The sequence below is a fragment of the Micromonospora sp. NPDC020750 genome (genome assembly GCF_044334565.1).
In the GTDB taxonomy this organism is placed as follows: Bacteria; Actinomycetota; Actinomycetes; order Mycobacteriales; family Micromonosporaceae; genus Micromonospora.
This window is the reverse complement of the sequence record NZ_JBIRTH010000005.1, coordinates 510,283-536,686: the sequence shown is the minus strand read 5'-3', so window position 1 is coordinate 536,686 and position 26,404 is coordinate 510,283. Positions and strand designations below refer to the sequence as shown.

Here is a 26,404-nt window from a genome sequence, read left to right as displayed (position 1 = left end):
AGGTGGCGGAGCAGTTCATCGGGGCGGGCTGGGCGTTCCCGCTGCGCACCGACGCCACCGGCGGGATCGCCCTGGTCGACCGGGAGCGGGAGATCGTCGAGGCGATCCGGCTCATCCTCGGCACCGCCCCGGGCGAGCGGCCGATGCGGCCGGAGTTCGGCTGCGGGGTGCACGACTACGTCTTCGCCCCCGCCGACGAGAACACCGCCGGGCGCATCGCCTTCGAGGTACGCCGGGCGCTGGACCGGTGGGAGCCCCGCATCGACGTCCACGACGTCGTGATCGGCTTCGACGCCGAGGACGCCGGGGTGCTCTACATCGACGTCCGGTACTCGATCCGGGGCACCAACGACCCCCGCAACCTGGTCTTCCCGTTCTACGTCATCCCGTCCCACGAGGAAAGCGCCGCCTGATGCCGCTGCCCGCGCCCAACCTGGACGACCGTCGCTTCCAGCAGCTCGTCGACGAGGCGAAACGCTTCATCCAGCAGCGCTGCCCGGAGTGGAGCGACCACAACGTCTCCGATCCCGGGGTGACCCTGGTCGAAACGTTCGCCCACATGGTCGACCAGCTCCTGTACCGGCTGAACCGGGTGCCGGAGAAGAACTACCTGGCCTTCCTCGACCTGATCGGCGTCCGGCCGTTCCCGCCCACGGCCGCCCGGGGGGACGTCACGTTCTGGCTCTCGGGCCCGCAGACCCAGCCGGTGGTGCTGCGCGCCGGCACCGAGGTCGGCACGGAACGGACCCAGACCGACGAGGCCATCGTGTTCACCACCGCCGCGGACCTGGCGGTGGTGCCCTGCGAGCTGACCCGGCTGCGCAGCCACCCCGGTCAGGGCCCTCCGGTGGACCGGACCGAGGAGCTGCTCGACGGCCGGGACGTGGCCTGCTTCCCGGCCGCCCCCTCGGTCGGGGACGCCATGCTGCTCGGCCTCTCCGCCGCAGTGCCCTCCTGCGCGGTCCTGCTGCGGATGGACAGCCGGGTGGAGGGCGTCGGCGTGGACCCGCGCCAGCCGCCGCTGGTGTGGGAGGCGTGGACCGGCGAGGACTGGTCGCCCTGCGACGTCGACCACGACGACACCGGCGGGCTGAACAGGCCGGGCGAGGTGGTACTGCACATGCCGGCCACCCACGTCGCCTCCGTGGTGGCCGGGCAGCGGGCCGGCTGGCTGCGGTGCCGGTTGGTCGAGGCCCGACCCGGCCAGCCCTTCTACGCCGCCTCCCCGACCGTGCGCGAGGTCGAGGCGGCCACGATCGGCGGCACGGTCACCGCCGTACACGCCGAGACCGTCCTCGGCGAGCAGGTTGGGGAGGCCGAGGGGGTGCCCGGCCAGCGGTTCACGGTGGCCCGGCCGCCGATCGTTCCCGACGAGTACCCGCTGATGGTGGAGACCGCCGACGGTGCGGGGTGGCTGGAGTGGACCGAGGTGGACACGTTCAGCGGGTCCGGGCCGGACGACCGGCACGTCGTCGTCGACCGGACCGCCGGGGAAGTCCTGTTCGGGCCGGCCGTCCGGCAGCCCGACGGCGCCCTGCGCCGGTACGGCGCCGTACCCGCCGCCGGGTCGCGGGTCCGGGTCCGGCGCTACCGCACCGGGGGCGGACGCAGCGGCAACGTCGCCCGGGGCGCCCTGGCCGTCCTGCGCAGCTCCATGCCGTACATCTCGGGGGTGGAGAACCGGGGCCCGGCCACCGGCGGCGTCGACGGGGAGACCGTGGCGGAGGCCCGGCTGCGCGGGCCGGTGCAGCTGCGCGCGCAGGACCGGGCGGTGACCGCCCGCGACTACGAGCTGTTGGCCCGGCAGGCCTGCCCCGCCGCGGCCCGGGTCCGGTGCCTGCCCGCCGGCGACGGCAGCGCGGCGGGCGGGGTCCGGCTGCTGGTCGTACCGGAGGTGGTCGCCGACGAGGAGGGCCGACTCCACTTCGAGGACCTGGTGCCCCCGGACGGGATGCTCGCCACCATCGCCGAGCACCTCGACGCCCGCCGCCCGGTGGGCACCCGGCTCATGGTGGAGCCGCCGTTCTACCAGGGCGTCACGGTCGCGGCCCGGCTTGTTCCCCGTCCCGACACGGCCGCCGCGCAGCTCCGTGCCGAGGCGACGGCCACCCTGTACCGGTACCTCGACCCGGTACGCGGCGGGCCGGAGGGGACCGGGTGGCCGTTCGGGCGGCAGGTGCACTCCGGGGAGATCTTCGGGGTCCTGCAACGGCTGCCGGGGGTCGAGGTGGTCGAGGAGGTACGGATGTTCCCCGCCGACCCGCTGACCGGCCGCCGGGGCGAGCAGGTGACCCGGATCGAGCTGGACCGGCACGCCCTCGCCTTCTCCCACCAGCACCAGGTCCGGGTCGACGAGCGCCCACCGGGCGCCTGAGCAGGAGGGAACACGCGGATGCGCGCCGCCATCGAGGGGCTGGCCACGCCCGACCCGCTGGGTCGGCGGCTGCCCGCCGTCTACGCCGCCGACGATCTGGCCCAGCGCCTGACCGGCGCGTACGACCAGGTCATCGCGCCGGTGCACGCCACACTGGACAGCCTGTGGGCGTACTTCGATCCAGCGTTGGCCCCGCCGGACTTCGTGGACTGGCTGGGTGGCTGGGTCGCCGCCGGGGGCGGTCGCGACGCGACCCCCGACGAGCGCCGCCGGGTGGTCGCGGGCGCGGTCGCCCGGCACCGGGTGCGCGGCACCGCCGCCGGGCTCGCCGAGGAGATCCGGCTCGCCACCGGCGTCACCCCCGAGGTCGCCGAGAGCGGCGGGACCGCCTGGTCCGCCACCCCGGGCGCCGAACTGCCCGGCTCCGCCGAGCCCGCCCTGACCGTACGGATCAGGGTGTCCGAGCCCACTGCGGCCCTGGAGTCCCGGCTCCGGGCGGTGGTCGAGGCGAACCGGCCGGCACACGTGCCGTACACCGTGGAGGTGCTGTCGCTGGACGGCGGCCCGGCGGCGGGCGGGCCCCGGTGAGGATCTGCGACAACTGCGGCGCCGAGGTGGTCCCCGGCGACGGCTTCTGCGGCACCTGCGGCGCCTTCCTTGCCTGGGACGCCACCGACACGGCGCCCGCGCCGGCCACCACGACCGCCAGGGACGCCCCAGCCGGCGACGGCGCCACGCCGGCCGCGACTGGAACGCCGGCCGGGACGGCCGGGATGGCGGCGACGGAAACGCCGGCCAGGACACCGACTGAACCGACCGAACCGGCGGCCAAGCCGGCGGCTGGGACCGGGGACGTCGAGCACGGGAAACACCGGGCGCAGAAGCGGGACCTTCGGCGGGCCGCCGCGCTCGTGGTCCCGGTGCGCCCCGCCGACGAGCCCGGTCCCACCCCGCCGCCCGACCGGGCCGCCGTCACCCCACCGCCGGCCGCCGACCGGCCTTCCGTCGCCGGCCAGCCCGGCGCGGTGCTTCCGGGCCGGCCCGTCGCGCCCACGCCCGAGGTCCGCGACTTCGCCGGTGACCGGGCCGGCGGCGCGGACGACGTGGTCTGCCCGGCCTGCGGGACCACCAACCGGGGCGGCAGCTCGTTCTGCCGGGGGTGCGGCCGACCGCTGACCGCGGCGGCCCGGCCGACGGCGGTCGTGCCGTGGTGGCGGCGGCTGCGGTGGCCCCGGCGGCGGCCCGGCCGGGGCCGGCTGCGGCGGCTGCTCGCGGTGCTGGTGGTCCTGGTCCTGGTCGCCGGGGCGGTCTGGGCTGTCGTCCGTTTCGCCGGCCCGGTGGTCGACGCGGTCCGGGACCGGACGGCGAAGCCCGAGGCGGTCCTGCCGAGCACGGTGACGGCCTCCAGCGAGGCGTCCGGCCACCCCGCCCGGTCCACCGTGGACGGCCTGAACAACCGGTACTGGGCGCCCGCCACCGACCGGCCGGCCACCGGCCAGTACGTGGAGCTGACCTTCGCCCCGCCGATCCGGCTGATGGATCTCATCGTGCACACCGGGGCGTCCCCGCAGCAGGACGCGTTCGTCCGGCTGGGGCGGCCGGCCGAGCTGACGATGACCCTGTGGACCAGGGACGGCACGAGCAGCACCACGGTGCTGCGCCTGACCGACCGGCCCGGACCGCAGAGCTTCCACCACGTGACGGGCGGGGTGGCCCGGCTCCGGTTGACCGTCGACGCCAGCTACGGCGCGCAGCAGGGACGGCAGGTGGCGCTGGCCGAGGTCGAGGTGTTCAGGCGGCCGTGACGTGCACGGGTCGAGTGTCGGCCGGCCAGGCGACGCCGAGCGAGCGGAGCATCCGCTCGTACGTCTGCTGGCTGCGTTGGGACGCCGCCACGTCGCCGGCCCGGCGCTGCGCGGTGACCAGTAGCCGCCATCCGTCGTCGTGGTAACCGTCCAGCTCCAGCGCCCGCCGGGCCGCCGTCGCCGCGGCCCGGGCCCGTCCCCGGTTCAGCTCCAGCCTGGCGAGCAGCACCGCCGCCTCCGTGGCCCGGGTCCGGTGCCGGTCCCGGGCGGCGAGCACCCACTCGGCGGGTCCGTCCTCGGGCAGTAGGTCACCGGTGTAGTGGTCGAGCGCGCCACGCAGCGCCGCGACGGCAGCCGCGTCCTCGCCGGTCGACCGGGCCCGCCGAACGGCGGCCAGCGCCGCTTCGAAGGCCGACACGTCACAGACACCGCCCGCCCCCACGTCCAACCGGTAGGACGACCCGTCGCGGACGATGAACCGGGACGCGCCCCGGGCCACGCCGGGCTCCAGGAAGGTACGCAGCGTCGAGACGCCGACGTGCAGGTTGTTGACCGCGGCCCGGTCCGGCAGCTCCGGCCAGAGCGCCGCCGTGATCCGCTCCCGGTGCAGCGGCTGACCGGCCTCCGCCGCGAGGTAACGCATCAGGGTCCGGACCCGGGGGCGCACGCCCGACCAGTCCACCGGGGCGCCGTCCGGCTCCAGCCGGAACCCGCCGAAGCAGCGTAACCGCAGGTGCCGGCGCCCTTCGGAGGCGGCTGCCGGACGATCCCTCGAAATCATGTGATCTGTCTCCCTTATCGCCACGACAACGCGGGCCGTCGCCGGTCCGCGACCAGACGCCAGCACCGGGCCGCGCCGGTGTCGGCGCGGTCACGGCGCAGGCGGGACCGCCTGTGTTGGGGAGGTGGGCGACCCACGTCGCGCCGGAGATTCTGCTCGGCCGTCGGGGGACATGGGCAGCCGTCAATTTGGGGACTTCCGGGGCATCTACCATCGGTAGCGCTCGGTACACGCTGGGGGATCGGGCGCCCATCCTTCCCAGGAGCGACCTGATGTCGACCGTCGACCCACCCGAAGTCGGTGGACCCATGCCGGTCGTGGTCCGGTGGGATCACCTGGCCGGCGAACGTTGGCCGGAGCTGGCCGACCTCACCGCCGACGGGCTGGTCCTCCTGGTGCTGCCCCCCGAGACGACGGTCGCTCCGCTGTCGCTGCTCGCCGCCGGGGTCCGGGCCGTCCTGCGGGACGGCGACGGCACCGACGAGCTGGACCTGGCCCGGTCGGCGGTGCTCACCGGCGGGTCGTACCTGTCGCGGAGCGTGGCGGCGTCGGTCGGCGGCCGGCCGGCCGGCGACGGCCGGGGAGACCCGACGTCCCTGGGCCCCCGGGAGGTGGAGACGCTCCGGTACATCGCCCAGGGCCTCACCCACCGGCAGGCCGCCCGCCGCCTGGGAGTCACGGAACAGACCATCAACACGTACGCGAAGCGGCTGCGCCGCAAGCTCGGTGCCGCCAACAAGGCCGAGCTGACCCAGCGCGCGGTCGAACTCGGCTATCTGTCGGTGTGACGTCGTTTTTGCCGGCCTTTTTCCTCGCCCAGCCACCCATTCCGTAGTTGACTGCTCACTGAGAGGTGGGCGGATGTACGACGTGTGTGTGGTGGTGTCCGAGCCGTTGGCCCGGCGCGGGGTGCACCAGCTGATCGACGGGAACGACCGCGTTCGATGCCTGCTCGCCGTCGACACGGCGGGCGAGGTGACCGCGGCCGGCGCGGGCCCCGACACGGTCGTGGTCCTGGTCGACCCGCTGCCGCAGGTGGTGCGGTGGTCCTGCGCCCGACACCCGACCCTGGTGATGGTGCCGGAGTCGACGAAGGCCACGACGCTGGAGGCGATCCGGGCCGGCGCACGCTCGGTGGTGAGCACCGCGACCGGGCGGGCGCAGCTACGGATCGCCCTCGACGTCACCGCGGCCGGCGGGTTCTACCTGTGCCCGATGCTCTCCGCCCGGCTCCGCGCCGACGCGGACAGCCCCGGCCCGGAGCGCCCGATCGTCGGCGGCCGGCCCGGCGGCGCGGTCGCCGGCGGTCGGGGGGCGGCCGGCGGCGGGGGCCCGACCTGCGCGCCGGGTCCCGGGCCGGGCCGGGATCGGACACGTTCCCGGGCGCCCTGCCGGCCCGCGCTCGCTCCCCGGGAGGCGGCGACCCTGGAGCTGATCGCCCAGGGCCTGACGCATGCCCAGACGGCCCGCAGGCTGGGCATTTCTGAGGCCACGGTGAACACCTACGTCACCCGGATCAGGTCGAAGCTCGACGTCGGGAACAAGGCCGAGCTGACCCTGGAGGCGATCACCCTCGGGTTGGTGCAGCGTCGCCGCTCCGGCGTCCACCCGGCGCTCTGACCCCGCGTGCCATCAACTGCCTGCCGATCCAGCGCCGTCGGGACCGTGTCCCCGGGGTCACGCTGGTCGGCGACGCCGCCCACGTCATGTCGCCGTTCGCCGGCGAGGGTGCCAACCTGGCCATGTTCGACGGGGCCGAACTCGGTATGGCCATCGCCGAGCACCCCGGCGACATCGAGGGCGCCCTGGCAGCGTACGAGTAGGCCCTGTTTTCGCTCAGCGCGGACGCCGCGGCGGGGGCCGCCGCCAACCTCGAGATCTGTTTCAATGACAACGCCTCGCAGAACCTCGTCGACCGGTTCGCGGAGTACGCACGCGCCCAGTGACCATTGACCTCCGGCCTTTCAGATGAGGTGATCCGCGCGTATGAACGCTTTCCCCACCGCGGCGGTTCTGCGACCCGGCCCTCGGCTTCCGGGACACCACATCACCATGCCCGGTTCGCCGGCCGCCCTGGCGGCTCTTCGCGCGTTCGGCGGAGAGGCATTGCAGGATCCCACTCTGCTCGGCCGATTCGGTGATGTTCTGACCCCCACCCTGCTGGCCTGGGGCGAGAACGATTCTGTGGTCAGCGCCGGCTTCGGCCGCGCCGACGCCGACGCCGTGCCCAACGCGCGGTTCGTGCTGATTCCCGACACCGGGCACCTGCCCATGCACGAAGCCCCCGACGAGACAATTTCCGTCATCGACGCGTTCGTCGCCGACGAAACCCTCACGAAGGACTGAGCACACACTATGATCAAAATCGGGATCATCCTGGGCAGCACGCGCCCCGGCCGCAATGGCGAGGCCGTCGCCCGCTGGGTCCTCGAACAGGGCAGCCGGCGAACCGACGCCACCTTCGACCTGATCGACCTGGCCGAGCACCACCTGCCAGCGATCGACGAACCGGTGCCGCCCGCCCGTGGGCGCTACACCAATGAACACACCAAGGCGTGGGCGCGGATCGTCGCGCAGTACGACGGGTACGTCATCGTCACGCCCGAATACAACCACTCCGCTCCCGGCGCCCTGAAGAACGCCCTCGACCGGGTGTACGGCGAATGGAACAACAAAGCCGCCGCGTTCGTCTCCTACGGCGCTCAGGGCGGTGTGCGCGCGGTGGAACAACTGAGGCCGATTCTCAGCGCTCTGCAGATCGCCCACGTCAGCGCCCAGGTGTCGCTGGGCTTGATGACCGACTTCGTCAACTTCAGCGAATTCAAACCCGGCGACCACCAACACCGCGTGCTGGCCGGCACCCTCGACCAGCTCGTCACCTGGAGCACCGCAATGGCCACCATCCGCCAGCCCGCGGAGACCACAATCTGATCGCCCCGCAGTGCGACCGGATCAGTTCCTCGGGTTGCTGGCCGACCTCGTGCCCCGGCTCACGAGGTCGGCCAGGCGGTTACTGAACGCCGCGACGTCTTGCCGCAACAACGCCGCCGATCCACTGCCCAGCGCTGGGGTCTGCCACAGAGGGCAGTCTCGCCAACGGCTCTGGCCCACTGTCGATGGTGACATTCGGTAGTAGGTAGAGATACCCGGTATTGCCTTTATGGCTGGCGTTTCTCTGAGCTGGCCAGCCTCGAGGAAAGAGCTGCAACTGCAGCTCGCCGAGTGCTGGACACGCTCGCAGCCTGCCTGCGCCCGCCCGCAGGTTTCCACCCGCCGGCGCGGCCACGTCCGCCGCACCGGCACGACAACTCCAGCAGCGGTGCCGTTCCCGCTGCCATCCTGACCGGCGGCGGGCTCATCGATCCAGCGCACGACCCCGCCCGGGTCACCGGATGTTTGGCCCGCGCGGGCCCAGTCGGCGGCGGGGGTGGGAAAGTTCCCTCGATCCTCTGAACGGCTGACCATCCAGCGAATCGCGGTTCCTCAGGAACTGAACGGTGTCGGTGTCCGACTACCGGTGTCGACAGCTTCCCGACGTGAGATCGGACTGCGGTGTGACCACGACCGACGACCGACCCGCCCTCCCGGACACCCCACCCGCGCCGACACCGTCCGGGTGGGGCGCGTTGCTACTGCGCATCCACTTCTACGCCGGGATCCTCGTCGCGCCGTTCCTCGTGGTGGCCGCCCTGACCGGCCTCGCGTACACGATCACCCCGCAGGTCGACCGGGCGCTGTACGGGCAGCAGCTGGTCGTGGACCGGCCCGGCAAGCAGGCACGGCCGCTCGCGGAGCAGATCGCCGCCGCCCGCACCGCACACCCCGACGGCACCCTCGCCGCCGTCGCCCCCGGCCACGGTGACGCCACCACCCGCGTCGTGTTCAACCTGCCTGACCTCGGCGACAAGCAACACACCGTCTACGTTGACCCCTTCACCGCGCAGGTGAAAGGCACCCTGACCACCTGGTTTGGGTCCACCCCGGCGACCACCTGGTTGGACGACCTGCACCGCAACCTGCACCTGGGCGTCATCGGTCGCTACTACTCCGAAACCGCCGCCAGCTGGCTGTGGGTCCTCGTCCTCGGCGGCCTCACCCTCTGGTGGCGACGCCACCGCACCAGCACCGCTCGGATACGCCGCCTCACCACCCCCGACCTCACCGCCCGCCGCGGCGTGCGCCGCACCCGCAGCTGGCACGCCGTCACCGGCGTGTGGCTCGCCGTCGGCCTGCTCTTCCTGTCCGCCACCGGCCTCACCTGGTCCCGCTACGCCGGCGGGAACTTCGACACGGCCCTCGACGCGCTCGACGCCCGCTCACCCGCGCTGTCCACGACCCTGCCCGGTGCTGTCGCACCCGCGCCTACCACCGGTCACCACGGCAGCGGCGAGGGCATCGCTGCGGTGAACGCCGCCGACACCGACCGGGCGTGGGCCATCGCCCGCGACGCCGGCCTCGACGGTCCCGTGGAGATCAGCCCACCCGCCGAGTCCGGCCAAGCGTGGAGCGTCACCCAGGTCGACAACCGCTGGCCGGTCCGCAAGGATGCCGCCGCCGTGGACCCGGCCGCAGGCGTGGTCACCGCGCGCAACGACTTCGCCTCCTGGCCGCTGTTGGCCCAGCTCAGCGGCCTCGGGATTCAGGCGCATATGGGTGTGCTGTTCGGGCCGGTCAACCAGATCCTGCTCGCCGCCCTCGCCGTCGGTCTGCTCACCGTCATCGTGTGGGGTTACCGCATGTGGTGGCAGCGCCGCCCCACCCGCCACGACCGACGGGCACCCGTCGGCGTGGCACCGGCGCGTGGGGCGTGGCAGCGGCTGCCCGCCTGGGGCATCGCCGTCAGCGTGCCGGCAGTGTTCGTGATCGGCTGGCTGCTGCCTCTGCTCGGCGCCACCCTGCTGGCCTTCCTCGCCTTCGACCTGCTGCTCGGCAACCGCCGAGCACGGGCTGCGATCGGCGTTCCTACCCGATAGGGCGCCTCGGTGACGACGAGGGCCTCCGGCGGCCCTCGGAACTGGCGTTTTCCCGACGGCGACACCCGGTTGATCGCGGCACTGGTCGAGCTGGCCAGCTGATCACCAGGCGCAGGGCGAGTAGTCCTTCAGGAAACAGCCGTACAGGTCTTCGCCCTGTTCGCCGCGGACGATCGGGTCGTAGACCCGCGCCGCGCCGTCGACCAGGTCCAGCGGGGCGTGGAAGCCTTCGTCCGCCAGCCGCATCTTCGTCGGGTGGGGCCGCTCGTCGGTGATCCAGCCGGTGTCGACGCTGGTCATCAGGATGCCGTCGGTCAGCATTTCCTGGGCACTGGTCCGGGTCAGCATGTTCAGCGCGGCCTTGGCCATGTTGGTGTGCGGGTGCCCCGGCCCCTTGTAGCCGCGGCCGAACTGCCCCTCCATCGCCGACACGTTCACCACGTACTTGCGGCGGGCCTTCGCTGCGGCCATCGCCGGTCGTAGCCGGCTGACCAGCACGAACGGCGCGGTCACGTTGCACAGCTGCACTTCGAGCAGCTCCACCGGGTCCACCTCGTGCACCCGCTGCACCCAGCTGTTGACCGGGTCGAGGTCCGGCACCAGACCGCCGGCGTCGATGGCGGTGGCTGCGGCGATTCGTTCCGGCGAGGCCGAGCCGCCGGTCAGCGCCAGCGCGGTGAGCGCCTGCGGGGTGATCGCGGCAGACTGCGGCGCGGCGGTCAGGCTGCCCGCCGGACCGCCTCGGCCGGCCGGTTTGGCGAAGGTGATGATCTCCGGCAGCGGGCCGTCCGGCAGGGCCGCCGCCTCCGCGGCGACGAGTTGGGCGTACGCCTCGGCCGTGCGGCGGACCGTCTGCGCCGCGTTGTTGATCAGGATGTCGAGTGGTCCCTGGGCGCTGACCGAGTCTGCGAGCGCGATCACCTGGGCCGGGTCGCGCAGGTCGATCCCGACGATCCGCAGGCGGTGCAGCCAGTCCCCGCTGTCCGGCATCGCGGCGAACCGGCGGACCGCGTCGTGCGGAAAACGCGTGGTCACCGTGGTGTGCGCCCCGTCGCGCAGCAGCCGTAGCGCGATGTACATGCCGATCTTCGCTCGGCCGCCGGTGAGCAGCGCGCGCCGGCCGGTCAGGTCGGTGCGGGCGTCGCGGCGCTCCCGGTTGAGCGCGGCGCAGGACGGGCAGAGCTGGTGGTAGAACGCGTCCACCTCGCGGTAGCGCTGCTTGCAGACGTAGCAGCCGCGCGGATTCTGCAGGAGACCGGCCGTGGCGCCCACGGTGGGGGAGGCGAGTGGGATGCCCTGGGTCTCGTCGTCGATCCGGCCCGGGGCGCCGGTGGCGGTGGCCGCCGTCACCAGGCGGTCGGCCGCCGCGATGGCGTCCCGCCGCTCCTCACGCCGCCGCTGCTTGATCACCTTGTAGAGCCTCGCGGTAGCCCGCTGCACCCGCACCACATCGGGATGATCGGAAGGCAGATCCTCCAACGCCTCAAAGACGCTGAGACAGGTCTCCAGCCGGCTGCGGTCGATGCCGTTTTGACCGGTTTCCGTAGTGTTGTACGCCGTCATGCCGTCGCTGTCTCATCCCGTTTCCTGCGCCGGGTCTACCCGGCCCAACCCCAGTCCGACCCGAAACTGTACGCACCGCACGGTCTCCGACGCATCCCGCGTTAGTTCATCAGTCCAAAGGCCGTCGAGGTCAACCTCGGTCCCCCCGGCCAGGTGGGCCCCACCGGTGTGCTGACGTCGGAGGTGGAACACCATGATCGATCTGCCTGAGCGGGCGGACGTCCTCTTACGGCCCCGCCGGTGTCCGGCGGCGTGGTCGCATCATCAGCCCGCCGAGCCACCAGCCCAGCGTCGCGCCGGTGACGCCGATTCCGATCGCAGCCACGACGTCGACCGGCCAGTGCACGTGCGCGAGAACCCGCGCCACGCCGATCATCGCGGCGGCCGCCATCAGCGCCGCCGCGACGGCCCGACGGTACGGCCACAGCAGCGCTGCCATCATCGTGGTCGCGGTGGTGTGGTCGGACGGGAAACCGCTGTCGGGGTCGTGCGGGAACCATGGCTGCAGCTGGCCGTCGGCGAACGGTCGGGGATGGTGGTAGGCGAGCGCGGCGAGTCCGACCAGGGCGGCGGTGGCGGCCGTGGCCACCAGCAACTGGACGGCGACGACGCGCCGGGAGGGCTTGGGCAGGCGCCAGCAGGACACGGCGAATGCGACGGTGACCAGGTAGATGGCGTACTCGGCCACCGCCACCACGGCGGTACGCACCCGGTCACTCCGCGCCGGTGAGGTTGAGGGTCGCCGCACCGGCGATGATCAGCGCGATACCGGCGACCTTCGCCCGCGTCAGCGCTTCGCCGAAGGCGAGCCGGGCGACGACCGCTATCGCTGCGGTGCCGAGCCCGGACCGGATCGCATAGGCGACGTTCACCTGTAGGTGTCGGACCGCCAAGGCGAGCAGCGTGAAGCACAGCAGATACGCCACGCCGACAACGATCGTGGGCACGAGCTTGGTGAAGCCGGCGCCGTGTTTGAGCGCCGACGTGCCGGTCACTTCGAACGCGATGGCGCCGAGCAACCTTATCCAGGCCATGTCCGTCCTCCTCAGAAGTGCCGCCAGGGCCGGACGCCCTCGGCCTTGAGCCGTCGCCACAGCATCACGATGTAGATGATGTCGGCGATGAAGACCAGCAGATAGAGATAGTTGACCAGGGGCGTCAGCGGATAGTCCTGGTGCGTCACGCTGTCGGCGACGAAGGAGGCCGGGCTGTCCGGCCACTGCCGGGTGACGCTGGTCGTCACGGTGAGCGCGGTGGCGATCCAGGCGAACAGCGTGCCGAGGAACTTGGCGACGGCGATGTAGAGCGACTGGCCGCGGCTGCTGCCCCGGCGCACCAGCATCGTGATGAACAGGATCGACATCATCACGTTGATGCCGAAGCCGGTGTACTCGCCGTCCGGGTCGTTGAATTCGAAGAAGGCCAGATGCATCGCCGGGTACGCGGCCGCGATGGCGAGGAGCATCACCGGTCGCATGTAGCGGCGTACCGGCGCGTCGAACTCGGCGGGCCCGTACCGGTACACCTGCCAGACGATCACCAGGTCGAAGAGGAACCAGACGATGCTCAGCGTGTGGATGTGGTCGGCGAAGGGGTTGATGAAGAATCCGTACGCGGCCTCCCAGCACAGGTTGGTGGCCAGCGCCGCGATCGGGATTCCGTAGGTGTGTTCTTTGAAGCCGCGGTAGATGATCCCCACGTAGGCGATCAGCCAGAAGATCACACAGATGACGCCGGTGACGACGACGGTGTCCGAGGTCATGGAGCCCTTTCGAGGATCGGCTGAGGAATCTGGGCGGTGCGTTGCCGGTAGCGGCGGGTGCCGAGCACGGCCAGGCGGTCGCGCCGGGCTGCCGGGAAGCCGTCGAGACGTTCGTGGAAAAGCGCCTCGTACCGGTCGAGTTGGGCGCGCAGCCGCGCGGGCGCGGCGTCGCCGTGCAGGCGTACGATCGCGTCGTAGGTGTTGAACTGCCCGCTCGTCACGTCCTGTGTGTAGTGCTCGAGGTCGTTGCCGATGTCGGCGAGCACCTCCACCGGCCACAGCAGGTCGAGGAGGTCCTGGTCGATCGGCCGGCGGAGGATTGCGAACGTCATGGCGTGCAGCAGCCGTACGTCGGAGGAGCGCAGCTCGGCGAGCCGGAGCACCTGCTGCTGGTCGGCGACGCCGTGCGTGGTCACCTTGTTCTCCAGGCGTACGTACTGCTCGCCGAGATCGAGCTGGCGGGCCACCGCGTCGTTGTGGGCGCGGGCCCGGCGAAGAAGTGCCTCGAACTTGTGCTTGTAGCGGACCAGCTTGTCGTAGTGCTGGTTGTCCGCCACGTCGAGGTCGAGGTCGCGGCTGTCCTCGGCGACGGCGTCGACCCGGTAGACCAGGTATTCCACGAGGAACGTCAGCGGAGTGCACCGGGCCCGCTGCCATCGGGTCAGCTCCTGCGCCGGGTAGTACAGCTCGGTCACGTACTCCCGGAAGATGCCGCGCGACTTGGACAACACCGCGTGCTCGGTGCGGAGCCGCTCCCGTACGCGTGCCATCGTCGCCCGGTTCCCCATCAGGATGCCTCCCGGACCAGCCGCATCCGGAGGTTCTTCGGGTAGAGCGTTGTCGAGGCGGCCGGGGTGACGCGGGCCCCGGGGAGGGGGTCGAGGGTCCAGCGGCGGGTGATCGTGGCCAGCGCGAGCGTGGCCTCGACGTAGCTGAACTGGTCGCCGATGCACTTGCGGGCACCGCCGCCGAAGCTGACGAACGCGCTGCGCGGCGGTGCCGGGCAGCGCGTCGCGTCCCACCGGTCGGGCCGGAACCGGTCGGGCTCTTCGTACAGATCGGCCCGGCGCTGAAGCAGGTACGGGCTCCAGGCGACGAACGTGCCGGCCGGGATCGGGTGCCCGCCGAGCTCGGTGTCGGCGGTGACGGCTCGGGTGACGATCCACGCCGGCGGGTAGAGCCGCAGCGACTCGGTGACGATCCGCGTGGTGAACTCCAGTTTGGGGATGTCCTCGAACGTCGCCACATCGCCGGTGAGGACTTGCTCGACCTCGGCGCGCTGCCGGGCCCGCACGTCGGCGTCCTGCGAGAGCAGGTACAGCGACCAGGCGAGTGTGTTGGCGATCGTCTCGGATCCGGCGGCGAAGAACGTCATGACCTCGTCGACCGCCTCGTTCTCGGTCAGCGAGGACGGCGTGTCGCTCTGGTCGTCGCGGGCGGCGAGCAGGCTGGCCAGCAGGTCGTCGTGGTCGCCTGCGTGGGCTCGGCGCTCGGCGACGATGGCGCCGATCGTCTGCCGCAGGCGGGTGACGGCCCTCCGGTATCGCTGGTTGACCGGCAGCGGCAGCCGGGTCAGCACGGGCGGCAGCAACATGGTGCGGTGGATGCCGCTGACGAGCGTCTGCAGGTCGCCGACCGCCTGCCGGAGGCGGTCGGCCGGCATCGACGACGAGAACATCGTCGCGACGGCGATCGACATCGACAGTGACGCCATCTCGGCCCGGACGTCCAGGACCTGGCCAGGCCGCCAGCCGGCGGTCGCCGTGTCGATGTGGCCCGTCATCACCCGGGCGTATCCGGGGTAGCGGCTGTGGTGGAACGAGGGTTGCGCGAGGCGCCGCCGGCGACGGTGCCGGCTGTGCGGGCAGGAGGCGAGGCCGTCGCCGAACTCCTCGAGCCCGGAGTCGAAGGAGGGGCCGCCCTTGTCGTAGGTGCGGTCGTCGACGAGGACCCTGCGGGTGAGTTCCGGGTCGCAGACGACCACGATCCGCACCGGTCCGAGCGTGAGGCGTAGCACGTCGCCATGCGCCGGCAGGGTGGAGAGGTAGCCGAGCGGGTCGGATAGCAGCGCCGCGGCATGCCCGATCACGGGGATCCGCCGCGGGGCGTCAGGTATCGCCATTCACTTCTCCACCGTCGGTGGCGCCCACACGGGCGCGATGAATGCAAACGGACCTGTTCATCTTTGTTAAAGTAAATTAACATCAATGCGAGATTGCAGCCGACCCTGGCGGGTGTCCGTTCGGCGCCGGGTGGCGGCATGCCAAGATCGACACGGAAATGGCGGCGCCGCAGCACCGCCAAAGAGTCGACACGGCAGTGTCGACTGCCGCAGATCCTCGCCGTTTTCCCAGCTCAGCTCGCCATTTGGTGACGTCGACGCCGAGTGGTGGCGACCGTTTTGATCATAACTTCACCCCCGTGGTTCAGCCCTGGCGCTACGTTAACACCGTCGGCCGGCGCTGGGCAAAGTCAATGTATAACAGATGAACATTGACTCTACTCTTCGGGCAGAGTACAGTTGCCCCGGCTTCGCATTCATGGGGGAATGTCAATGTTAAAACAGATTGACTTGCCGTCACTCCTGCGCTCACAGCGTGAGCTCATCAACCGGGAGCTCGAGCGGGCCATCCAGATCGGCGGGCCCGACGAGCTGTATCGGACAATCAGATATTCGCTGCTGGCGGGCGGTAAACGGGTCCGGCCGATCCTGTGCCTCACCGCCTGTGCGGCCGGCGGCGGCAGCACCGAGGTGGCGATGCCGACCGCGGTTGCCCTGGAGATGCTGCATACCGCGACGCTGATCCACGACGATCTGCCGTCGATGGACAACGACGACTTCCGGCGCGGCCGCCCCACCAACCACAAGGTGTTCGGCGAGGGCATGGCCCTGCTCGCCGGCGACGCGCTGCTGTCGTACTCGCTGGAGCACGTGCTCCTGCACACCGACGCGCCGACGAGCCGGGTCCTGCGGGTGATCCACACTCTGCTGCACACCATCGGCATCCACGGCGCGATCGGCGGCCAGGTCATCGACGTCCAGATGGCCGACCGTGAGGACGTCGACCTGGCGACGTTGGAGAGCATGCACACCCGCAAGACCGGGGCGCTGCTCAGCGCTGCCGTGGTGACGGGCGCGGTTCTGGCCGGCGCGGACGAGGAGATGGTCCGCCGCGCTGAGTCGTACGGGATGAAGATCGGTCTGGCCTTCCAGATCATCGACGACATCCTGGACGTCACGTCGACCTTGGACGAGCTCGGCAAGACGCCACACAAGGACGAGAAGCAGCGCAAGGCGACGTTCCCCCGGCTGCTCGGCCTCGACCAGTCGCGCCGTCGCGCCACCGAGCTCATCGCCTCGGCGAAGCAGGACGTCGAGCTGTTCGGCGCGGGTGCTCAGCCACTGTGCGCCATCGCGGACTACATCCTCACCCGCACCCACTGAACGGGATCGTGCAGATGACCAGAAGGCATACCGACCGGCTGGCCCTGCCTGCGCCGGCCGCCGATCCCGTGCCCGCGGACCTGGCGGCAAGTTGGTACGCGGGACTCTCCACCGCCCGTTTGCGCGACCGCCCGGTGGCCCTGCAACTGTTCGGCCGGGATCTGGTGGCGTGGCGGGAACGCTCGGGCCGGGCCGTCGTGGCTCCGCGCTACTGCCCCCACCAGGGCGTCAGCCTGGCACTGGGCAAGGTGGACGAGATCGGCCTGCGTTGCCCGTTCCACGGCTGGAGATTCGACGGGTCCGGCGCCTGCGTGCGGATTCCCGGGTCCGCCCGCATCCCGGCCACCGCGAAGCTGACGCCCTATCCGACCGTGGAACGCTACGGCTACGTCTGGGTCTGGTACGGCACCGCCGAGCCCCTGTTCAGCCTGCCGGACTTTCCCGCGCTCGCGGAGAACCGGGATCGCTACGTCGGCTTCCGCTACACCGACCGCAGCACCGGCACGGCCCGGCAGTTGCTGGAGAACGCGTTCGACTACTACCACTTCCAGACGTTGCACGGCTTGTCACTGGACCACACCGAGTTCCGGATGCTGCGCGATCAGTCGGAAGCCGCCGACAACGGCTCGCCGATCGATTCCCCCGCCTGGCTCGGCGCCTGGTTCGAGGGCATCGCCACACCCGGGCACCCGGTACGCGATCCCGCCCGCTGGGGGATGGCCAAAGCGGCGACGTTCGCGGCGGGTGACGCCTTTCAGCTGTTGGTCGACGGTTGGCCCGGCGGCCAGCGCTTCACCGGCTACGTCGACGGCAAGGAGTTCTTCAAGGTGCTGCTGGCGATCACGCCGGTGTCCGAACGGGTCACCACCCAGGTCGGCTGGGCGGGCACGCCGCGCACCGGTCGGCTGCGGACGCTCTTCAACCTCGTCATGCTCTACGGGCAGAGCCGCGCCGGAACCCGGCAGGACATCCCGATCTACGACACGACCGAGGCCACCGCCGGAACACTGCGCACCCCGTACGACAACGGCGTTGCGCACTTCCGCCGGTACTACCAGTCGTGGGTGGGCAAGGTCGAGACGGTGACCGCCCCGGTCAGGAGCCTGTCGTGACCGGGGCGAGCCCGATCTCGCACCAACCGCGCCGGACGGCCCCGTCGCAGCCGGGCACCGACATGCGGCTCGCCGCGGGCTGGTACCTCGCGATGGCCTCTGCCGAGCTGCGCCGCGGGCCGCGGAAGCTCGATCTGTTCGGCCGCGAGCTGGTCGCCTGGCGCGACGGGACCGGCCGGGCGTCGATCATGCCGCGGCACTGTCCGCACCTGGGCGCCAGCCTCGCGGTCGGCAAGGTGGTCGACGGCAGCCTGCGTTGCGCGTTCCACCACTGGCGCTTCGACGCCACCGGGGCGTGCGCGTCGGTGCCCGGCATGCCGCGGCTCTCGCAGTCGATGAAACAGCCGCGGGCCTATCCGCTCGTCGAGCGGTACGGCTACCTCTGGATCTGGTACGGCGGCGGCGAACCGGCCTACCCGCTGCCGGAGGTCCCGGCGCTGACCGAGCGCCGGAACGAATACCTCAGCTACCGCTTCTCGCACACGACCGCCGCGACGCCGCGCCGGGTCCTCGAGAACGCCTTCGACCATTACCACTTCATGGCCCTGCACGGCGTCGCGTGCGATCGTGCGCCGGAACTGGTCATGCTGCCGGAACCGGCCGCGGCCGCCGAGAACGGGCCGCCGATCCCCGGGGACGCCTGGACCGGAGCCCGGCTGGAGTTCCACGGCCTTCAGGTACCCGCCGCGATCCGCGCGCTCGGGCTGCGCAGCGAGAAGTTCGAGCTCCTCGTCGACGGCTGGCCCGCGGGGCAGCGCCTCACCTTCCTGCTGGACGGTGAGGTGGTGGTGAAGGAGCTGCTCGGCGTCACGCCGGTCGGTCCGGGGCGTACTCACCTGCGCGGCTGGTCGCTGGTCCGCCGTACCGGCAACCCGGCCCGGGACCGGCTGGTGTACCTCGCCTATCGCGCCCACCACTGGTGGGGCACCCGCGAAGACCTCGCCATCTACCGCAACGCCGACGACACCGCGGCGCCCACCCCGACCCGGTACGACCACGCCCTCCTGCGTTTCCGCAAGCAGTATGCGACCTGGGTCGACCGCGCCGAAGAAGGAGCACTGTGAGCGACTCCTACCGCCCTGACCGCGAGAGCGTCGGGGAGATGTACGACAAGATCACCGTGCTGTCCGAGGACATGCTCGGCGACAGTCATCACTTCGGGTACTTCCCGGACGGCGTGCACGAGGGCGTCGGCATGCGGGAAGCGGCCGACAACCTGACCGATCTGCTGATCGAACGGCTGGCGCTGCGGCCCGGCCAGCGGGTGCTCGACCTCGGCTGCGGCACCGGCCGTCCCGCCGTCCGGCTCGCCGAGACCGTCCCGGTCGAGGTCGTCGGCATCACCATCAGCCGCGCACAGGTCGACATCGCCACCGAGCGGGCGGCGGCCGCGGGGGTCGCCGATCGCGTACGGTTCGAGCTGGTCGACGCCACGTCCATGCCGTACGACAAGAACTCGTTCGACGCGGTCCTCGCCATCGAGTCGCTCGAGCACCTACCCGACCAGGCCGGCGTGCTCAACGCGATCGCCGGGATCCTGCGGCCGGGCGGCCGGCTGGTGGTCGCGCAACCGGTGCTCCAACGAGTGGACGATCAGGAGCGTGACGACTTCGTCAGACAGCTCTACCAGAACTACCACCTCGCCCAGCCGCCGTACCTGGACGAGTATCCCCAACTCTTCGCTCGCGCCGGGCTGCGTACCCGGTACGTGGAGGACATCTACGAGCAGGTGATCCCGCCGACCCTCGCAGTGGTGGACGCATGGGTCCGGGCGAACTCCGAGCGGATCTCGGCGCTGGGCGACTACGAGCAGGAGGTGCTGGGGCTCATCGACGGCATGCGCACCTTCGCGGAGCTGCCCGGAGTGGGGTTCGCCGTCCTCATCGCCGGCAAGGAGTGACGGCCGTGCTCCGCTGCCACACCGGCTGTGACGCCGACGAGCGATTCCTGTCCCGTCGTCCCGGTTCGGGGAATCTGTCGCCTAGGCTTTCTCCCGGACCGGTCCCGAGGCCGAGTAGTGGAGAGGGTGTTCCGAATGACCGAAGCCGGCTGGCAGCCGAACGCAGCGGGTGTCATGCGACTGCCGTCCGGACGGCTGGTGCGCGGCCGTGGCCTGCGGCATCCGTTGCCGGACGGACCCGAGCCGCAGTTCGGGGTCTACCTGGTGGGCTCCCCGCCGAAGCCGGTGACGTGGGAGAGCCGTTGGGTCCGCTGGCGGGACTTCTGGCTGCCGGCCGACCGCACGGAGTTCGTCGGCGTCCTGCGCGAGGTGCTGGACCGGGCCGGGACGCAACGGGTCGAGCTGGCCTGCGGAGGCGGCTTCGGGCGTACCGGGACGGCGCTGTCGTGCCTGGCGGTCCTCGACGGCGTGCCCCCCGCGGAGGCCGTTGCCTACGTCCGCGAGCACTACTTGCACCGGGCCGTCGAGACACCGTGGCAACGGCGTTTCGTCACTCGCTTCGACCAGACGGCGCGCCCCCGGCTCTGACCGGTTCGCGTCCCGTTTTCGCCGGACCGTTCGGCGGTGCGGGGCGATGACCGTGCAGAACCAGCCGGCCGGCACGCGTACGGACCGTGGCTTCAACCTGGCGGCGAGCTGGTACGTCGCGCTGCCGTCCAACCGGCTGCGGCGTACGCCGAAAGCGATCACGCTGTTCGGCCGCCGCCTGGTGGCCTGGCGGGACGGCAGCGGTCGCCCCACGGTGATGGCGCGCGCCTGCCCGCATCTGGGCGCCAGCCTCGCCGACGGCAAGGTCGTCGACGGGACGCTGCGGTGCGCGTTCCACCATTGGCGGTTCACCGGTGACGGCGCCTGTGTCGCTGTTCCGGGCACCGACCGCATCCCGCGCGGCGCCCGGGTCAGGGCGTACCCGACAGCGGAGCGTCACGGCTATGTCTGGGTGTGGTACGGCAGCGCCGAACCGATGTTCGCCTTGCCGGAGTTCCCCGCGCTGGACGCCGGAGCGGGGTTCGCCCGCGGGTTCCGGCTGGCCGACCTCACCGGAGCGACCGTCCGGCGGATCCTGGAGAACACGTACGACCCGGACCACCTCGTCGAGTTGCACGGCCTCGACGTCACCGACCAGCCGAGCCTGCGGATCCTCGACCGGCCGGACGAGCTGACCGGACACGGGCCGCCCATCCTCGGTGGCGCGTGGATGGGCGCGGAGCTGACCTGGCCGGCCTACACCGGCAGGCTCGGCGCCCTCGCCAACCTGCTGGGGATCAATGCCGAGCACTTCGTGCTGCGCGTCGACGGCTGGCCGGCCGGGCAGCGCATCACCTACTGGGCCGACGACGTGATCCAGTACCGGCTGCTGCTCGCCACCACGCCGGTCGCCCCCAACCGGACGGTGCAGCACATCGCCGTCGCCCTCGAACCGAGCGGCCGGCGACTGCGCGACCTGCGGAACTACCTGGTGCACCGGCCGGAGATCACCGTCACGTCGAACCAGGATCTGCCGATCTTCAACACCCTCGAGACCGGCGACCGGCACGGCATCTACGTCGAACGGGACAGTGGTATCCGCGCCTTCCGCAAGCACTACCAGCACTGGGTGCAACGGGTGGCCGACGATGCCTGACGTCATCGCGCTGTCGGCGGTCGGCCGGGACGACACGCCGACCGTGGGCGCCAAGGCCGCCAACCTGGGCGAGCTCATCGGCGTCGGCGTACCGGTGCCGCCGGGGTTCTGCCTGCCCACCTCGGTCTATGAACGGTTCGCACAGCCGGCCGTGGCGCCGCACCTGGCCCTGCTCGCCCGCGAGGACGAGCAGGCCGCCGGAACGCTGCGCGCGGCGGTCGAGGCGATCGAGCTGCCGGCGACCCTGCTCACCGACCTGGAGGAGGCGTTCCGGACGGTGTGCCCGGCCGGCGGAGCCGTCGCGGTCCGGTCCTCCGGCACCTCGGAGGACACGGCGGACACCAGCTTCGCCGGCCAGTACCACACGGAGCTGGGGGTCCGGACGTTCGACCGGCTGGTGACCGCGCTGCTGCGCTGCTGGGCCTCGCTCTGGGACGTCCACGCCGTTCACTACCGGGACCGGGTGGGACTGCCGCACGCCGAGGCACGCATGGCCGTCGTCGTGCAGGCTCTGGTGCCCGCCGACGCCGCCGGTGTCATGTTCGTGACCGCGCCGACCGCGGCGGTCACCGAACCAGTGGTCATCGAGTCCAGCTGGGGGCTCGGCGAGGCGGTGGTCAGCGGCGTCGTCACACCCGACCGCCACGTGGTGGACCGCGCAGGCCATCGGCTGCTCAGCACGGAGCACTCCCACAAATCCCTCATGGTCACGCCCACCGGGGACGGCGCCACCTTCGTCGACGTCCCGCCCGAGCTGCGCGACACCCCCTCGCTGACCGGGGATCAGGCCGTGGCGCTCGCCCGGCTGGGCATCGCGGTCCAGGAGCACTTCGGCGCCTCCCAGGACATCGAGTGGGCAGTTGCGGACGGCCGGTTCGCGATCCTGCAGGCACGCCCGCTCACCCGGGACGTGGTGCTGCCCGAGGACGTCCGCTGGCGCAGCCCCATCGAGGGCGCCGAGTGGGCGCGGATCAGCATCTGCGACTCGTGGCTGCCGGAGCCGCTGTCCCCGCTCTTCGCGACGACGCTCTTCCCCCGCCTGGTACGCAAGTGGAAGCAGAACTGGTCCGGTCGGGACCCGCGCATCGACCGCCTGCTGCCGGAGCCGATGTCGGGCACCATCAACGGGTACGCCTACATCCGGCTCGACACCCGGCTCAAGCGGCACCCGGTCCAGACCGGCAAGCTCGTGGCCGCCTTCTTCCGCTTCCATCTCGCCCGGCTCGACCGCCATTGGCGGACGACCCTGCTGCCGCACCACATCGAGCGGATCGAGGCGCTGCGCAGGATCACCCCCGCTACGTTGACCACCCGCGACGTGCTCGCCGTCATCGACGAGGCCGAGGAACTCAGCGCGGTGTACTGGGCGCTGCTCGGCGGGCTCGCCTGGTACTGGAACGGCGGCGAGTGGCTGCTCGACCGCCTGTACCGCTCCCTGGCCCCGCCGGAGGCGGCCGGGGACGGGTTCGCGGTGCTGTTGCAGGGCTACCCGACCAAAGCCTCCGAGATGGACGCCGCTCTCTTCGAGCTCGCCACGGCCGACGGGCCCGGGGACGGGCCACCGGACGGCTTCGACCAGTTCCTGGAGCGGTACGCGCATCAGGCGTACCAGCTGGACTTCGCCGAGCCGACGCCGGTCGAGGATCCGTCGGCGTTCCTGACCACCCTCGAGGCGTACCGGGAGGGTCGTTTCCGCTCGCTGCACGACCGCCTGCGCGACCTGGCCCGCCAGCGGGAAGAGTCCCGTACGACGTTGTTGCGGGGCTTGCGCCGCAAGCCGGTCCGACGCGCCGTGCTCCGGGCTCTGCTGCGCTGGACCCGCTACTACGCCCACGTCCGGGACGAGGCGCTGCACTACTTCACGATGGGCTGGCCGACGATCCGGCGTGGGTATCTCGAGCTGGGAAGGCGGCTGGCCGATGCGGGCGCGCTGAGCGCCGCCGACGACGTCTTCTTCCTCAGCGGCGACGAGCTGATCGAGCAACTGCGCGTCCTGGGAGCAGGGGACCGGCCGGCCGATCTCGCCGAAACCGTACGCCTGCGGCGGGAACTGCGGGAGCAGCAGCGTCAGGTGTCACCGCCCGCCCAGGTGCCCCGAGGACTGCGGGTGGAGGTGGCCGGCGTGGACTTCCTGCCGATCGCCTTCCTCGGCCGCAGCGAGGACGTCGACGAGTCGTCGGCCGATCTCAGGGGGTTCGCGGTCAGCCCCGGTCGGGTCACCGCGACCGCTCGGCACGTCAGTTCGGTACGGGACTTCGACGAGGTGAGAGCCGGCGACGTGTTGGTCGCCTCGTACGTCACGCCTGCCTGGTCCCCGCTGCTGGGCATCGCCGGCGGCATCATCACCGACAGTGGGGGCGCGCTGTCACACGGCTCCATCGTCGCCCGCGAGTACGGCATCCCCGCCGTGATGGGCACCGGCAACGCCACCAAGGTCATTCAGAACGGCCAGGTCGTCACCGTCGACGGCACCCGCGGACTCGTCTACCTGACGGAGGGGAGCACCTCGTGACAACTCCGCCAGCACTGTCGGACTGGGTGCCCAGTCTCGACGACTCCGCGACGCTCGCGGAGGCGCACGCCGGGATGCCCGGCGACGACCCCTCCGTCGTCCCGTGGTACGTCCGGCTCCTGGAGAACCCGGCGAGCCCGGTCGCCTTGCCCGGCAACGTCGATCTGTTCGGCCACGACAGCATCCACATCGTCCTCGGCCGCGGCACCCTGCCGCCCGATGAGGCCTTCGTGCTCGGGGCCACGATGGGCTCCAGCGGACGACTCAGTCGGTGGCAGCAGAAGCTGTTCACCCTCGCGGCCACCAAGCTGTACCGCGGGCCGTGGCGGCTGAGCCGCGACGACCTGCTGCTGTTCGAGATGGCCGTACGCTTCGCGGCTCACCAGCGGATCCAGCCGCTCAGCGATGTGCCGTGGCGCGACCTGCTCGCCTGGCCGCTGGGCGAGATTCGGGCGAAACTGGGCATCCACCCGCCTGAGCTACTCCGCTTCTACGCCACCGAGCGTGCGTTGTGGCCGTACAGTGCCGCTGCCCGGCGGCTGCCGACCTCCGTGGCCGCCGACCACGTCTGCCCCGATGAGTGAGACCCGGGCGTCGCCGAAGAAGCGGTGGGATCTCGTCGTCCGGGTGTTGCTCATCGCGACAACCGTCATCTCGCTGTGGTGGTTCCTGCGCGGGCTCGACGCGCGCGCGTTCAGCGACACGCTGACCCGCGCGGATGTGCCGCTGTTGGTGGTCGCGGTGCTGCTCAACCTCGTCGCCCAGGTCGTCCGGGCCGGCAGTTGGGTGGTGATGCTGGGCCCCCGACACCAGCCGCCGGCCGGCCGGCTCCTGCGATACGAGTTCGCCGCGCAGGCGGCGTCGTCGATCAGCCCGGCCCGCGCCGGTGAGCTGCTCCGCCTGTGGATGCTCAAGCATGAGGGCGTCCCGGTCGGGATCACAGGCGCGCTCATCGTGCTGAAGAAGACGATCGGGGCGGCCTGCATGGGTCTGCTGGCACTGGCCACGCCGTTGCTGGTCCCCGGACTGCCCGGCTGGGTGACCGGCTTCGTCATCGGCGTGTCGGCCCTCATGCTCGTGCTGCTCGGTCTGCTCGTGGCAACCGCCTACCGTGCCCGGGCGAACCGACTGCCGAAGATGCTGCACAGCATGGTCGACGGCATGTACTTCCTGAAGGACCGGTTGCGGTTCAGCTCGGCTTCCTGCCTCATTCTCGTCGGCGAGATGATCGACGTGGCCGCCGCCTACGCGGTCATGCGTGCGCTGCACATCGGTCTGTCGGTGGCCGCCGTCGTTCTGGTGGTCTTCTTCATCGACTTCTCCAACGTCCTGCCCGGCGCACCCGCCAACCTGGGCACGTTCGAGGTCGGTGCCGTCTACTGCCTCAGTCTGCTGCACGTCGCGCCGGACGCCGCCCTCGGCTTTGCGCTGCTGTTCCACGCCCAGCAGGTCCTACCCCAGGTCGTCGTCGGGCTGCCGCTCCAGCTGCACTTCCTCAGCGTGCGGAAGAAGCAGCCGGGCGCCAACGACCCCGCAACCAACGGCCCCGCAACCATCGGCACGGCGACCACCGCGCCGCCGCTAGTACGGAGTGACCATGACTGATCAGCTGTGGGCCGTCTACGACACGGTCGCCGACGTGTACGACGAGATCGGTCCCGCCTTCTTCAAACCGGTCGGCAGCAGGCTCGTCGGCCACGCGGCGGTAGCGCCTGGCGAGTGCATCCTGGACATCGGTACCGGCCGCGGCGCCGTCCTCTTCCCGGCCGCGGCCGCGACGGGCCCGGACGGCGAGGTCACCGGCATCGACCTGGCACCTCGGATGATCCAGTTCCTCCAGGAGGACATCGCCCGGCGCGGGACCGTCAACGCTCGGGCGGTCGTCATGGACGGCCGGGCACCAACCTTCGCTCCCCGGACGTTCGACCTGATCACCGCCAGCATGAGTCTCCCCCTTGTTCCGGATCACCCGGCCACCCTGGCCAACTACGCCCGGCTGTTGCGCCCCGGAGGGCGGATCGCCCTCGCCGTCCCCGGAGCCGTCACCGAAGGGGACGGGTCGCAGATCGCGCTGGAGTTCTTCCAACGAGCCATGCGTGACTTCGCCGCGACCGATGCCGCAGCCGGTACGGCTGACGCACTCGACGCAGCCGACGAGGTTGCTGCCATAACCCGGCACCTGCGGGGCGCGGGCTTCGTCGAGCCGCGGGTCGTGGTCGAGGATGTGCCACTCGTCGCGGCGTCCGGGGAGGAGTTCGTCCGCTGGACGTACGCGCAGGGTCTACGCCTCTTCTGGGACATGATCCCGCAGGAACGCCGTCCCGACCTGGAATGTCAGCTCGCTGCGGAACTGGACACCCGGCGGGACGCCGACGGTGGTATCCGGCTCACGAACCCGGTCTGCTTCATCGTGGCCACGTCGCCTGATACGAGCCAGGAGCACAGGACCATGTGACGAGCCCCGGGCGGTGGCGCGGTGCATGATTCGGTGCT

At 71.4% G+C, this 26,404-nt stretch carries 27 protein-coding genes; 20 read left to right on the top strand and 7 right to left on the bottom strand.

Annotated elements, in window-relative coordinates; all coding sequences use genetic code 11:
* Positions 1-2 precede the first annotated feature (2 nt).
* The 4 genes from ACH4T9_RS18785 to ACH4T9_RS18770 are packed head-to-tail and all read left to right on the top strand — an operon-like array spanning position 3 to position 4,179.
* Entirely contained in the window at positions 3-413 is a 411-nt protein-coding gene (locus ACH4T9_RS18785; RefSeq protein ID WP_396672165.1) for a GPW/gp25 family protein, read from the top strand.
* Positions 413-2,374, top strand: coding sequence for a putative baseplate assembly protein (locus ACH4T9_RS18780; protein ID WP_396672166.1), 1,962 nt, complete (start codon positions 413-415; stop codon positions 2,372-2,374). The genes ACH4T9_RS18785 and ACH4T9_RS18780 overlap by 1 nt, the downstream gene beginning before the upstream one ends.
* Positions 2,375-2,392: 18 nt before the next feature.
* Entirely contained in the window at positions 2,393-2,962 is a 570-nt protein-coding gene (locus ACH4T9_RS18775; RefSeq protein ID WP_396672167.1) for a phage tail protein, read from the top strand.
* Positions 2,959-4,179 (top strand): NADase-type glycan-binding domain-containing protein, encoded by a 1,221-nt coding sequence (locus ACH4T9_RS18770; RefSeq protein ID WP_396672168.1) that lies wholly within the window; start codon positions 2,959-2,961, stop codon positions 4,177-4,179. Before ACH4T9_RS18775 ends, ACH4T9_RS18770 begins: the two co-directional genes overlap by 4 nt.
* On the opposite strand, the gene ACH4T9_RS18765 is transcribed toward ACH4T9_RS18770, so the two are convergent.
* Positions 4,166-4,960, bottom strand: coding sequence for a BTAD domain-containing putative transcriptional regulator (locus tag ACH4T9_RS18765; RefSeq protein WP_396672169.1), 795 nt, complete (start codon positions 4,958-4,960; stop codon positions 4,166-4,168). The two genes, ACH4T9_RS18770 and ACH4T9_RS18765, sit on opposite strands and share 14 nt — an antisense overlap.
* A gap of 272 nt (positions 4,961-5,232) precedes the next feature.
* Between ACH4T9_RS18765 and ACH4T9_RS18760 the strand changes: the two genes are divergently transcribed.
* The 6 genes from ACH4T9_RS18760 (at position 5,233) to ACH4T9_RS18735 (ending at position 9,933) form a co-directional block, all read left to right on the top strand.
* Positions 5,233-5,748 carry a response regulator transcription factor gene (locus ACH4T9_RS18760; protein WP_396672170.1) on the top strand — a complete coding sequence of 172 codons (516 nt, stop codon included), beginning with the start codon at positions 5,233-5,235 and terminating at the stop codon, positions 5,746-5,748.
* 73 nt (positions 5,749-5,821) lie between these two features.
* Complete coding sequence (locus tag ACH4T9_RS18755) at positions 5,822-6,580, top strand: response regulator transcription factor (protein WP_396672171.1); 759 nt, start codon at positions 5,822-5,824, stop codon at positions 6,578-6,580.
* Entirely contained in the window at positions 6,577-6,783 is a 207-nt protein-coding gene (locus ACH4T9_RS18750) for an FAD-dependent oxidoreductase (protein WP_396686846.1), read from the top strand. Before ACH4T9_RS18755 ends, ACH4T9_RS18750 begins: the two co-directional genes overlap by 4 nt.
* Before the next feature lie 163 nt (positions 6,784-6,946).
* Positions 6,947-7,306, top strand: a complete 360-nt coding sequence (locus ACH4T9_RS18745) for an alpha/beta fold hydrolase (RefSeq protein ID WP_396672172.1) — start codon at positions 6,947-6,949, stop codon at positions 7,304-7,306.
* 9 nt (positions 7,307-7,315) lie between these two features.
* Positions 7,316-7,891, top strand: a complete 576-nt coding sequence (locus ACH4T9_RS18740; RefSeq protein ID WP_396672173.1) for an NADPH-dependent FMN reductase — start codon at positions 7,316-7,318, stop codon at positions 7,889-7,891.
* Between the two features lie 623 nt (positions 7,892-8,514).
* On the top strand, positions 8,515-9,933 hold the full coding sequence (locus ACH4T9_RS18735; RefSeq protein WP_396672174.1) for a PepSY-associated TM helix domain-containing protein: 1,419 nt from the start codon (positions 8,515-8,517) through the stop codon (positions 9,931-9,933).
* A gap of 102 nt (positions 9,934-10,035) precedes the next feature.
* On the opposite strand, the gene ACH4T9_RS18730 is transcribed toward ACH4T9_RS18735, so the two are convergent.
* The 6 genes from ACH4T9_RS18730 to ACH4T9_RS18705 form a co-directional block, all read right to left on the bottom strand.
* Positions 10,036-11,496 (bottom strand): SDR family NAD(P)-dependent oxidoreductase, encoded by a 1,461-nt coding sequence (locus ACH4T9_RS18730; RefSeq protein ID WP_396672175.1) that lies wholly within the window; start codon positions 11,494-11,496, stop codon positions 10,036-10,038.
* Positions 11,497-11,722: 226 nt separating this feature from the next.
* The gene (locus ACH4T9_RS18725; RefSeq protein ID WP_396672176.1) at positions 11,723-12,205 is read right to left on the bottom strand and encodes a phosphatase PAP2 family protein; all 483 of its coding nucleotides are present in this window, start codon (positions 12,203-12,205) and stop codon (positions 11,723-11,725) included.
* A gap of 4 nt (positions 12,206-12,209) precedes the next feature.
* Positions 12,210-12,530 carry a DMT family transporter gene (locus ACH4T9_RS18720; protein WP_396672177.1) on the bottom strand — a complete coding sequence of 107 codons (321 nt, stop codon included), beginning with the start codon at positions 12,528-12,530 and terminating at the stop codon, positions 12,210-12,212.
* 11 nt (positions 12,531-12,541) lie between these two features.
* Complete coding sequence (locus ACH4T9_RS18715; protein ID WP_396672178.1) at positions 12,542-13,258, bottom strand: hypothetical protein; 717 nt, start codon at positions 13,256-13,258, stop codon at positions 12,542-12,544.
* On the bottom strand, positions 13,255-14,028 hold the full coding sequence (locus ACH4T9_RS18710) for a hypothetical protein (protein WP_396672179.1): 774 nt from the start codon (positions 14,026-14,028) through the stop codon (positions 13,255-13,257). Before ACH4T9_RS18710 ends, ACH4T9_RS18715 begins: the two co-directional genes overlap by 4 nt.
* Before the next feature lie 17 nt (positions 14,029-14,045).
* Positions 14,046-15,380, bottom strand: coding sequence for a cytochrome P450 (locus ACH4T9_RS18705; RefSeq protein WP_396672181.1), 1,335 nt, complete (start codon positions 15,378-15,380; stop codon positions 14,046-14,048).
* A gap of 432 nt (positions 15,381-15,812) precedes the next feature.
* On the opposite strand from ACH4T9_RS18705, the gene ACH4T9_RS18700 reads away from it, so the two are divergent.
* The 10 genes from ACH4T9_RS18700 (at position 15,813) to ACH4T9_RS18655 (ending at position 26,366) form a co-directional block, all read left to right on the top strand.
* Positions 15,813-16,703, top strand: coding sequence for a polyprenyl synthetase family protein (locus ACH4T9_RS18700; protein WP_396672182.1), 891 nt, complete (start codon positions 15,813-15,815; stop codon positions 16,701-16,703).
* Positions 16,704-16,717: 14 nt separating this feature from the next.
* Positions 16,718-17,815: a Rieske 2Fe-2S domain-containing protein gene (locus ACH4T9_RS18695; protein ID WP_396672183.1), complete on the top strand. Its 1,098-nt coding sequence runs from the start codon at positions 16,718-16,720 to the stop codon at positions 17,813-17,815.
* A complete protein-coding gene (locus ACH4T9_RS18690; RefSeq protein ID WP_396672184.1) occupies positions 17,812-18,879 on the top strand; it encodes an aromatic ring-hydroxylating dioxygenase subunit alpha in 1,068 nt (355 codons plus the stop codon). The genes ACH4T9_RS18695 and ACH4T9_RS18690 overlap by 4 nt, the downstream gene beginning before the upstream one ends.
* A complete protein-coding gene (locus tag ACH4T9_RS18685) occupies positions 18,876-19,715 on the top strand; it encodes an SAM-dependent methyltransferase (RefSeq protein WP_396672185.1) in 840 nt (279 codons plus the stop codon). The genes ACH4T9_RS18690 and ACH4T9_RS18685 overlap by 4 nt, the downstream gene beginning before the upstream one ends.
* Before the next feature lie 135 nt (positions 19,716-19,850).
* Positions 19,851-20,303 (top strand): protein phosphatase, encoded by a 453-nt coding sequence (locus ACH4T9_RS18680; protein WP_396672186.1) that lies wholly within the window; start codon positions 19,851-19,853, stop codon positions 20,301-20,303.
* A 46-nt stretch (positions 20,304-20,349) separates the two neighbouring features.
* On the top strand, positions 20,350-21,399 hold the full coding sequence (locus ACH4T9_RS18675; protein ID WP_396672187.1) for a Rieske 2Fe-2S domain-containing protein: 1,050 nt from the start codon (positions 20,350-20,352) through the stop codon (positions 21,397-21,399).
* Positions 21,392-23,911: a PEP/pyruvate-binding domain-containing protein gene (locus ACH4T9_RS18670; RefSeq protein ID WP_396672188.1), complete on the top strand. Its 2,520-nt coding sequence runs from the start codon at positions 21,392-21,394 to the stop codon at positions 23,909-23,911. Before ACH4T9_RS18675 ends, ACH4T9_RS18670 begins: the two co-directional genes overlap by 8 nt.
* Positions 23,908-24,495: a hypothetical protein gene (locus ACH4T9_RS18665; protein WP_396672189.1), complete on the top strand. Its 588-nt coding sequence runs from the start codon at positions 23,908-23,910 to the stop codon at positions 24,493-24,495. Before ACH4T9_RS18670 ends, ACH4T9_RS18665 begins: the two co-directional genes overlap by 4 nt.
* A complete protein-coding gene (locus ACH4T9_RS18660; RefSeq protein ID WP_396672190.1) occupies positions 24,488-25,516 on the top strand; it encodes a lysylphosphatidylglycerol synthase transmembrane domain-containing protein in 1,029 nt (342 codons plus the stop codon). Before ACH4T9_RS18665 ends, ACH4T9_RS18660 begins: the two co-directional genes overlap by 8 nt.
* The gene (locus ACH4T9_RS18655) at positions 25,509-26,366 is read left to right on the top strand and encodes a class I SAM-dependent methyltransferase (protein WP_396672191.1); all 858 of its coding nucleotides are present in this window, start codon (positions 25,509-25,511) and stop codon (positions 26,364-26,366) included. Before ACH4T9_RS18660 ends, ACH4T9_RS18655 begins: the two co-directional genes overlap by 8 nt.
* Positions 26,367-26,404 lie beyond the last annotated feature (38 nt).

Excerpts from the sequence above, each read along its gene's own strand:
- ACH4T9_RS18780 (WP_396672166.1), top strand. The coding sequence starts at position 413 with ATGCCGCTGCCCGCGCCCAACCTGGACGACCGTCGCTTCCAGCAGCTC.
- ACH4T9_RS18775 (WP_396672167.1), top strand. The coding sequence starts at position 2,393 with ATGCGCGCCGCCATCGAGGGGCTGGCCACGCCCGACCCGCTGGGTCGG.
- ACH4T9_RS18765 (WP_396672169.1), bottom strand. The coding sequence starts at position 4,960 with ATGATTTCGAGGGATCGTCCGGCAGCCGCCTCCGAAGGGCGCCGGCAC.
- ACH4T9_RS18760 (WP_396672170.1), top strand. The coding sequence starts at position 5,233 with ATGTCGACCGTCGACCCACCCGAAGTCGGTGGACCCATGCCGGTCGTG.
- ACH4T9_RS18755 (WP_396672171.1), top strand. The coding sequence starts at position 5,822 with ATGTACGACGTGTGTGTGGTGGTGTCCGAGCCGTTGGCCCGGCGCGGG.
- ACH4T9_RS18745 (WP_396672172.1), top strand. The coding sequence starts at position 6,947 with ATGAACGCTTTCCCCACCGCGGCGGTTCTGCGACCCGGCCCTCGGCTT.
- ACH4T9_RS18740 (WP_396672173.1), top strand. The coding sequence starts at position 7,316 with ATGATCAAAATCGGGATCATCCTGGGCAGCACGCGCCCCGGCCGCAAT.
- ACH4T9_RS18730 (WP_396672175.1), bottom strand. The coding sequence starts at position 11,496 with ATGACGGCGTACAACACTACGGAAACCGGTCAAAACGGCATCGACCGC.
- ACH4T9_RS18720 (WP_396672177.1), bottom strand. The coding sequence starts at position 12,530 with ATGGCCTGGATAAGGTTGCTCGGCGCCATCGCGTTCGAAGTGACCGGC.
- ACH4T9_RS18715 (WP_396672178.1), bottom strand. The coding sequence starts at position 13,258 with ATGACCTCGGACACCGTCGTCGTCACCGGCGTCATCTGTGTGATCTTC.
- ACH4T9_RS18710 (WP_396672179.1), bottom strand. The coding sequence starts at position 14,028 with ATGGCACGCGTACGGGAGCGGCTCCGCACCGAGCACGCGGTGTTGTCC.
- ACH4T9_RS18705 (WP_396672181.1), bottom strand. The coding sequence starts at position 15,380 with ATGGCGATACCTGACGCCCCGCGGCGGATCCCCGTGATCGGGCATGCC.
- ACH4T9_RS18700 (WP_396672182.1), top strand. The coding sequence starts at position 15,813 with ATGTTAAAACAGATTGACTTGCCGTCACTCCTGCGCTCACAGCGTGAG.
- ACH4T9_RS18695 (WP_396672183.1), top strand. The coding sequence starts at position 16,718 with ATGACCAGAAGGCATACCGACCGGCTGGCCCTGCCTGCGCCGGCCGCC.
- ACH4T9_RS18680 (WP_396672186.1), top strand. The coding sequence starts at position 19,851 with ATGACCGAAGCCGGCTGGCAGCCGAACGCAGCGGGTGTCATGCGACTG.
- ACH4T9_RS18675 (WP_396672187.1), top strand. The coding sequence starts at position 20,350 with ATGACCGTGCAGAACCAGCCGGCCGGCACGCGTACGGACCGTGGCTTC.
- ACH4T9_RS18670 (WP_396672188.1), top strand. The coding sequence starts at position 21,392 with ATGCCTGACGTCATCGCGCTGTCGGCGGTCGGCCGGGACGACACGCCG.
- ACH4T9_RS18660 (WP_396672190.1), top strand. The coding sequence starts at position 24,488 with ATGAGTGAGACCCGGGCGTCGCCGAAGAAGCGGTGGGATCTCGTCGTC.
- ACH4T9_RS18655 (WP_396672191.1), top strand. The coding sequence starts at position 25,509 with ATGACTGATCAGCTGTGGGCCGTCTACGACACGGTCGCCGACGTGTAC.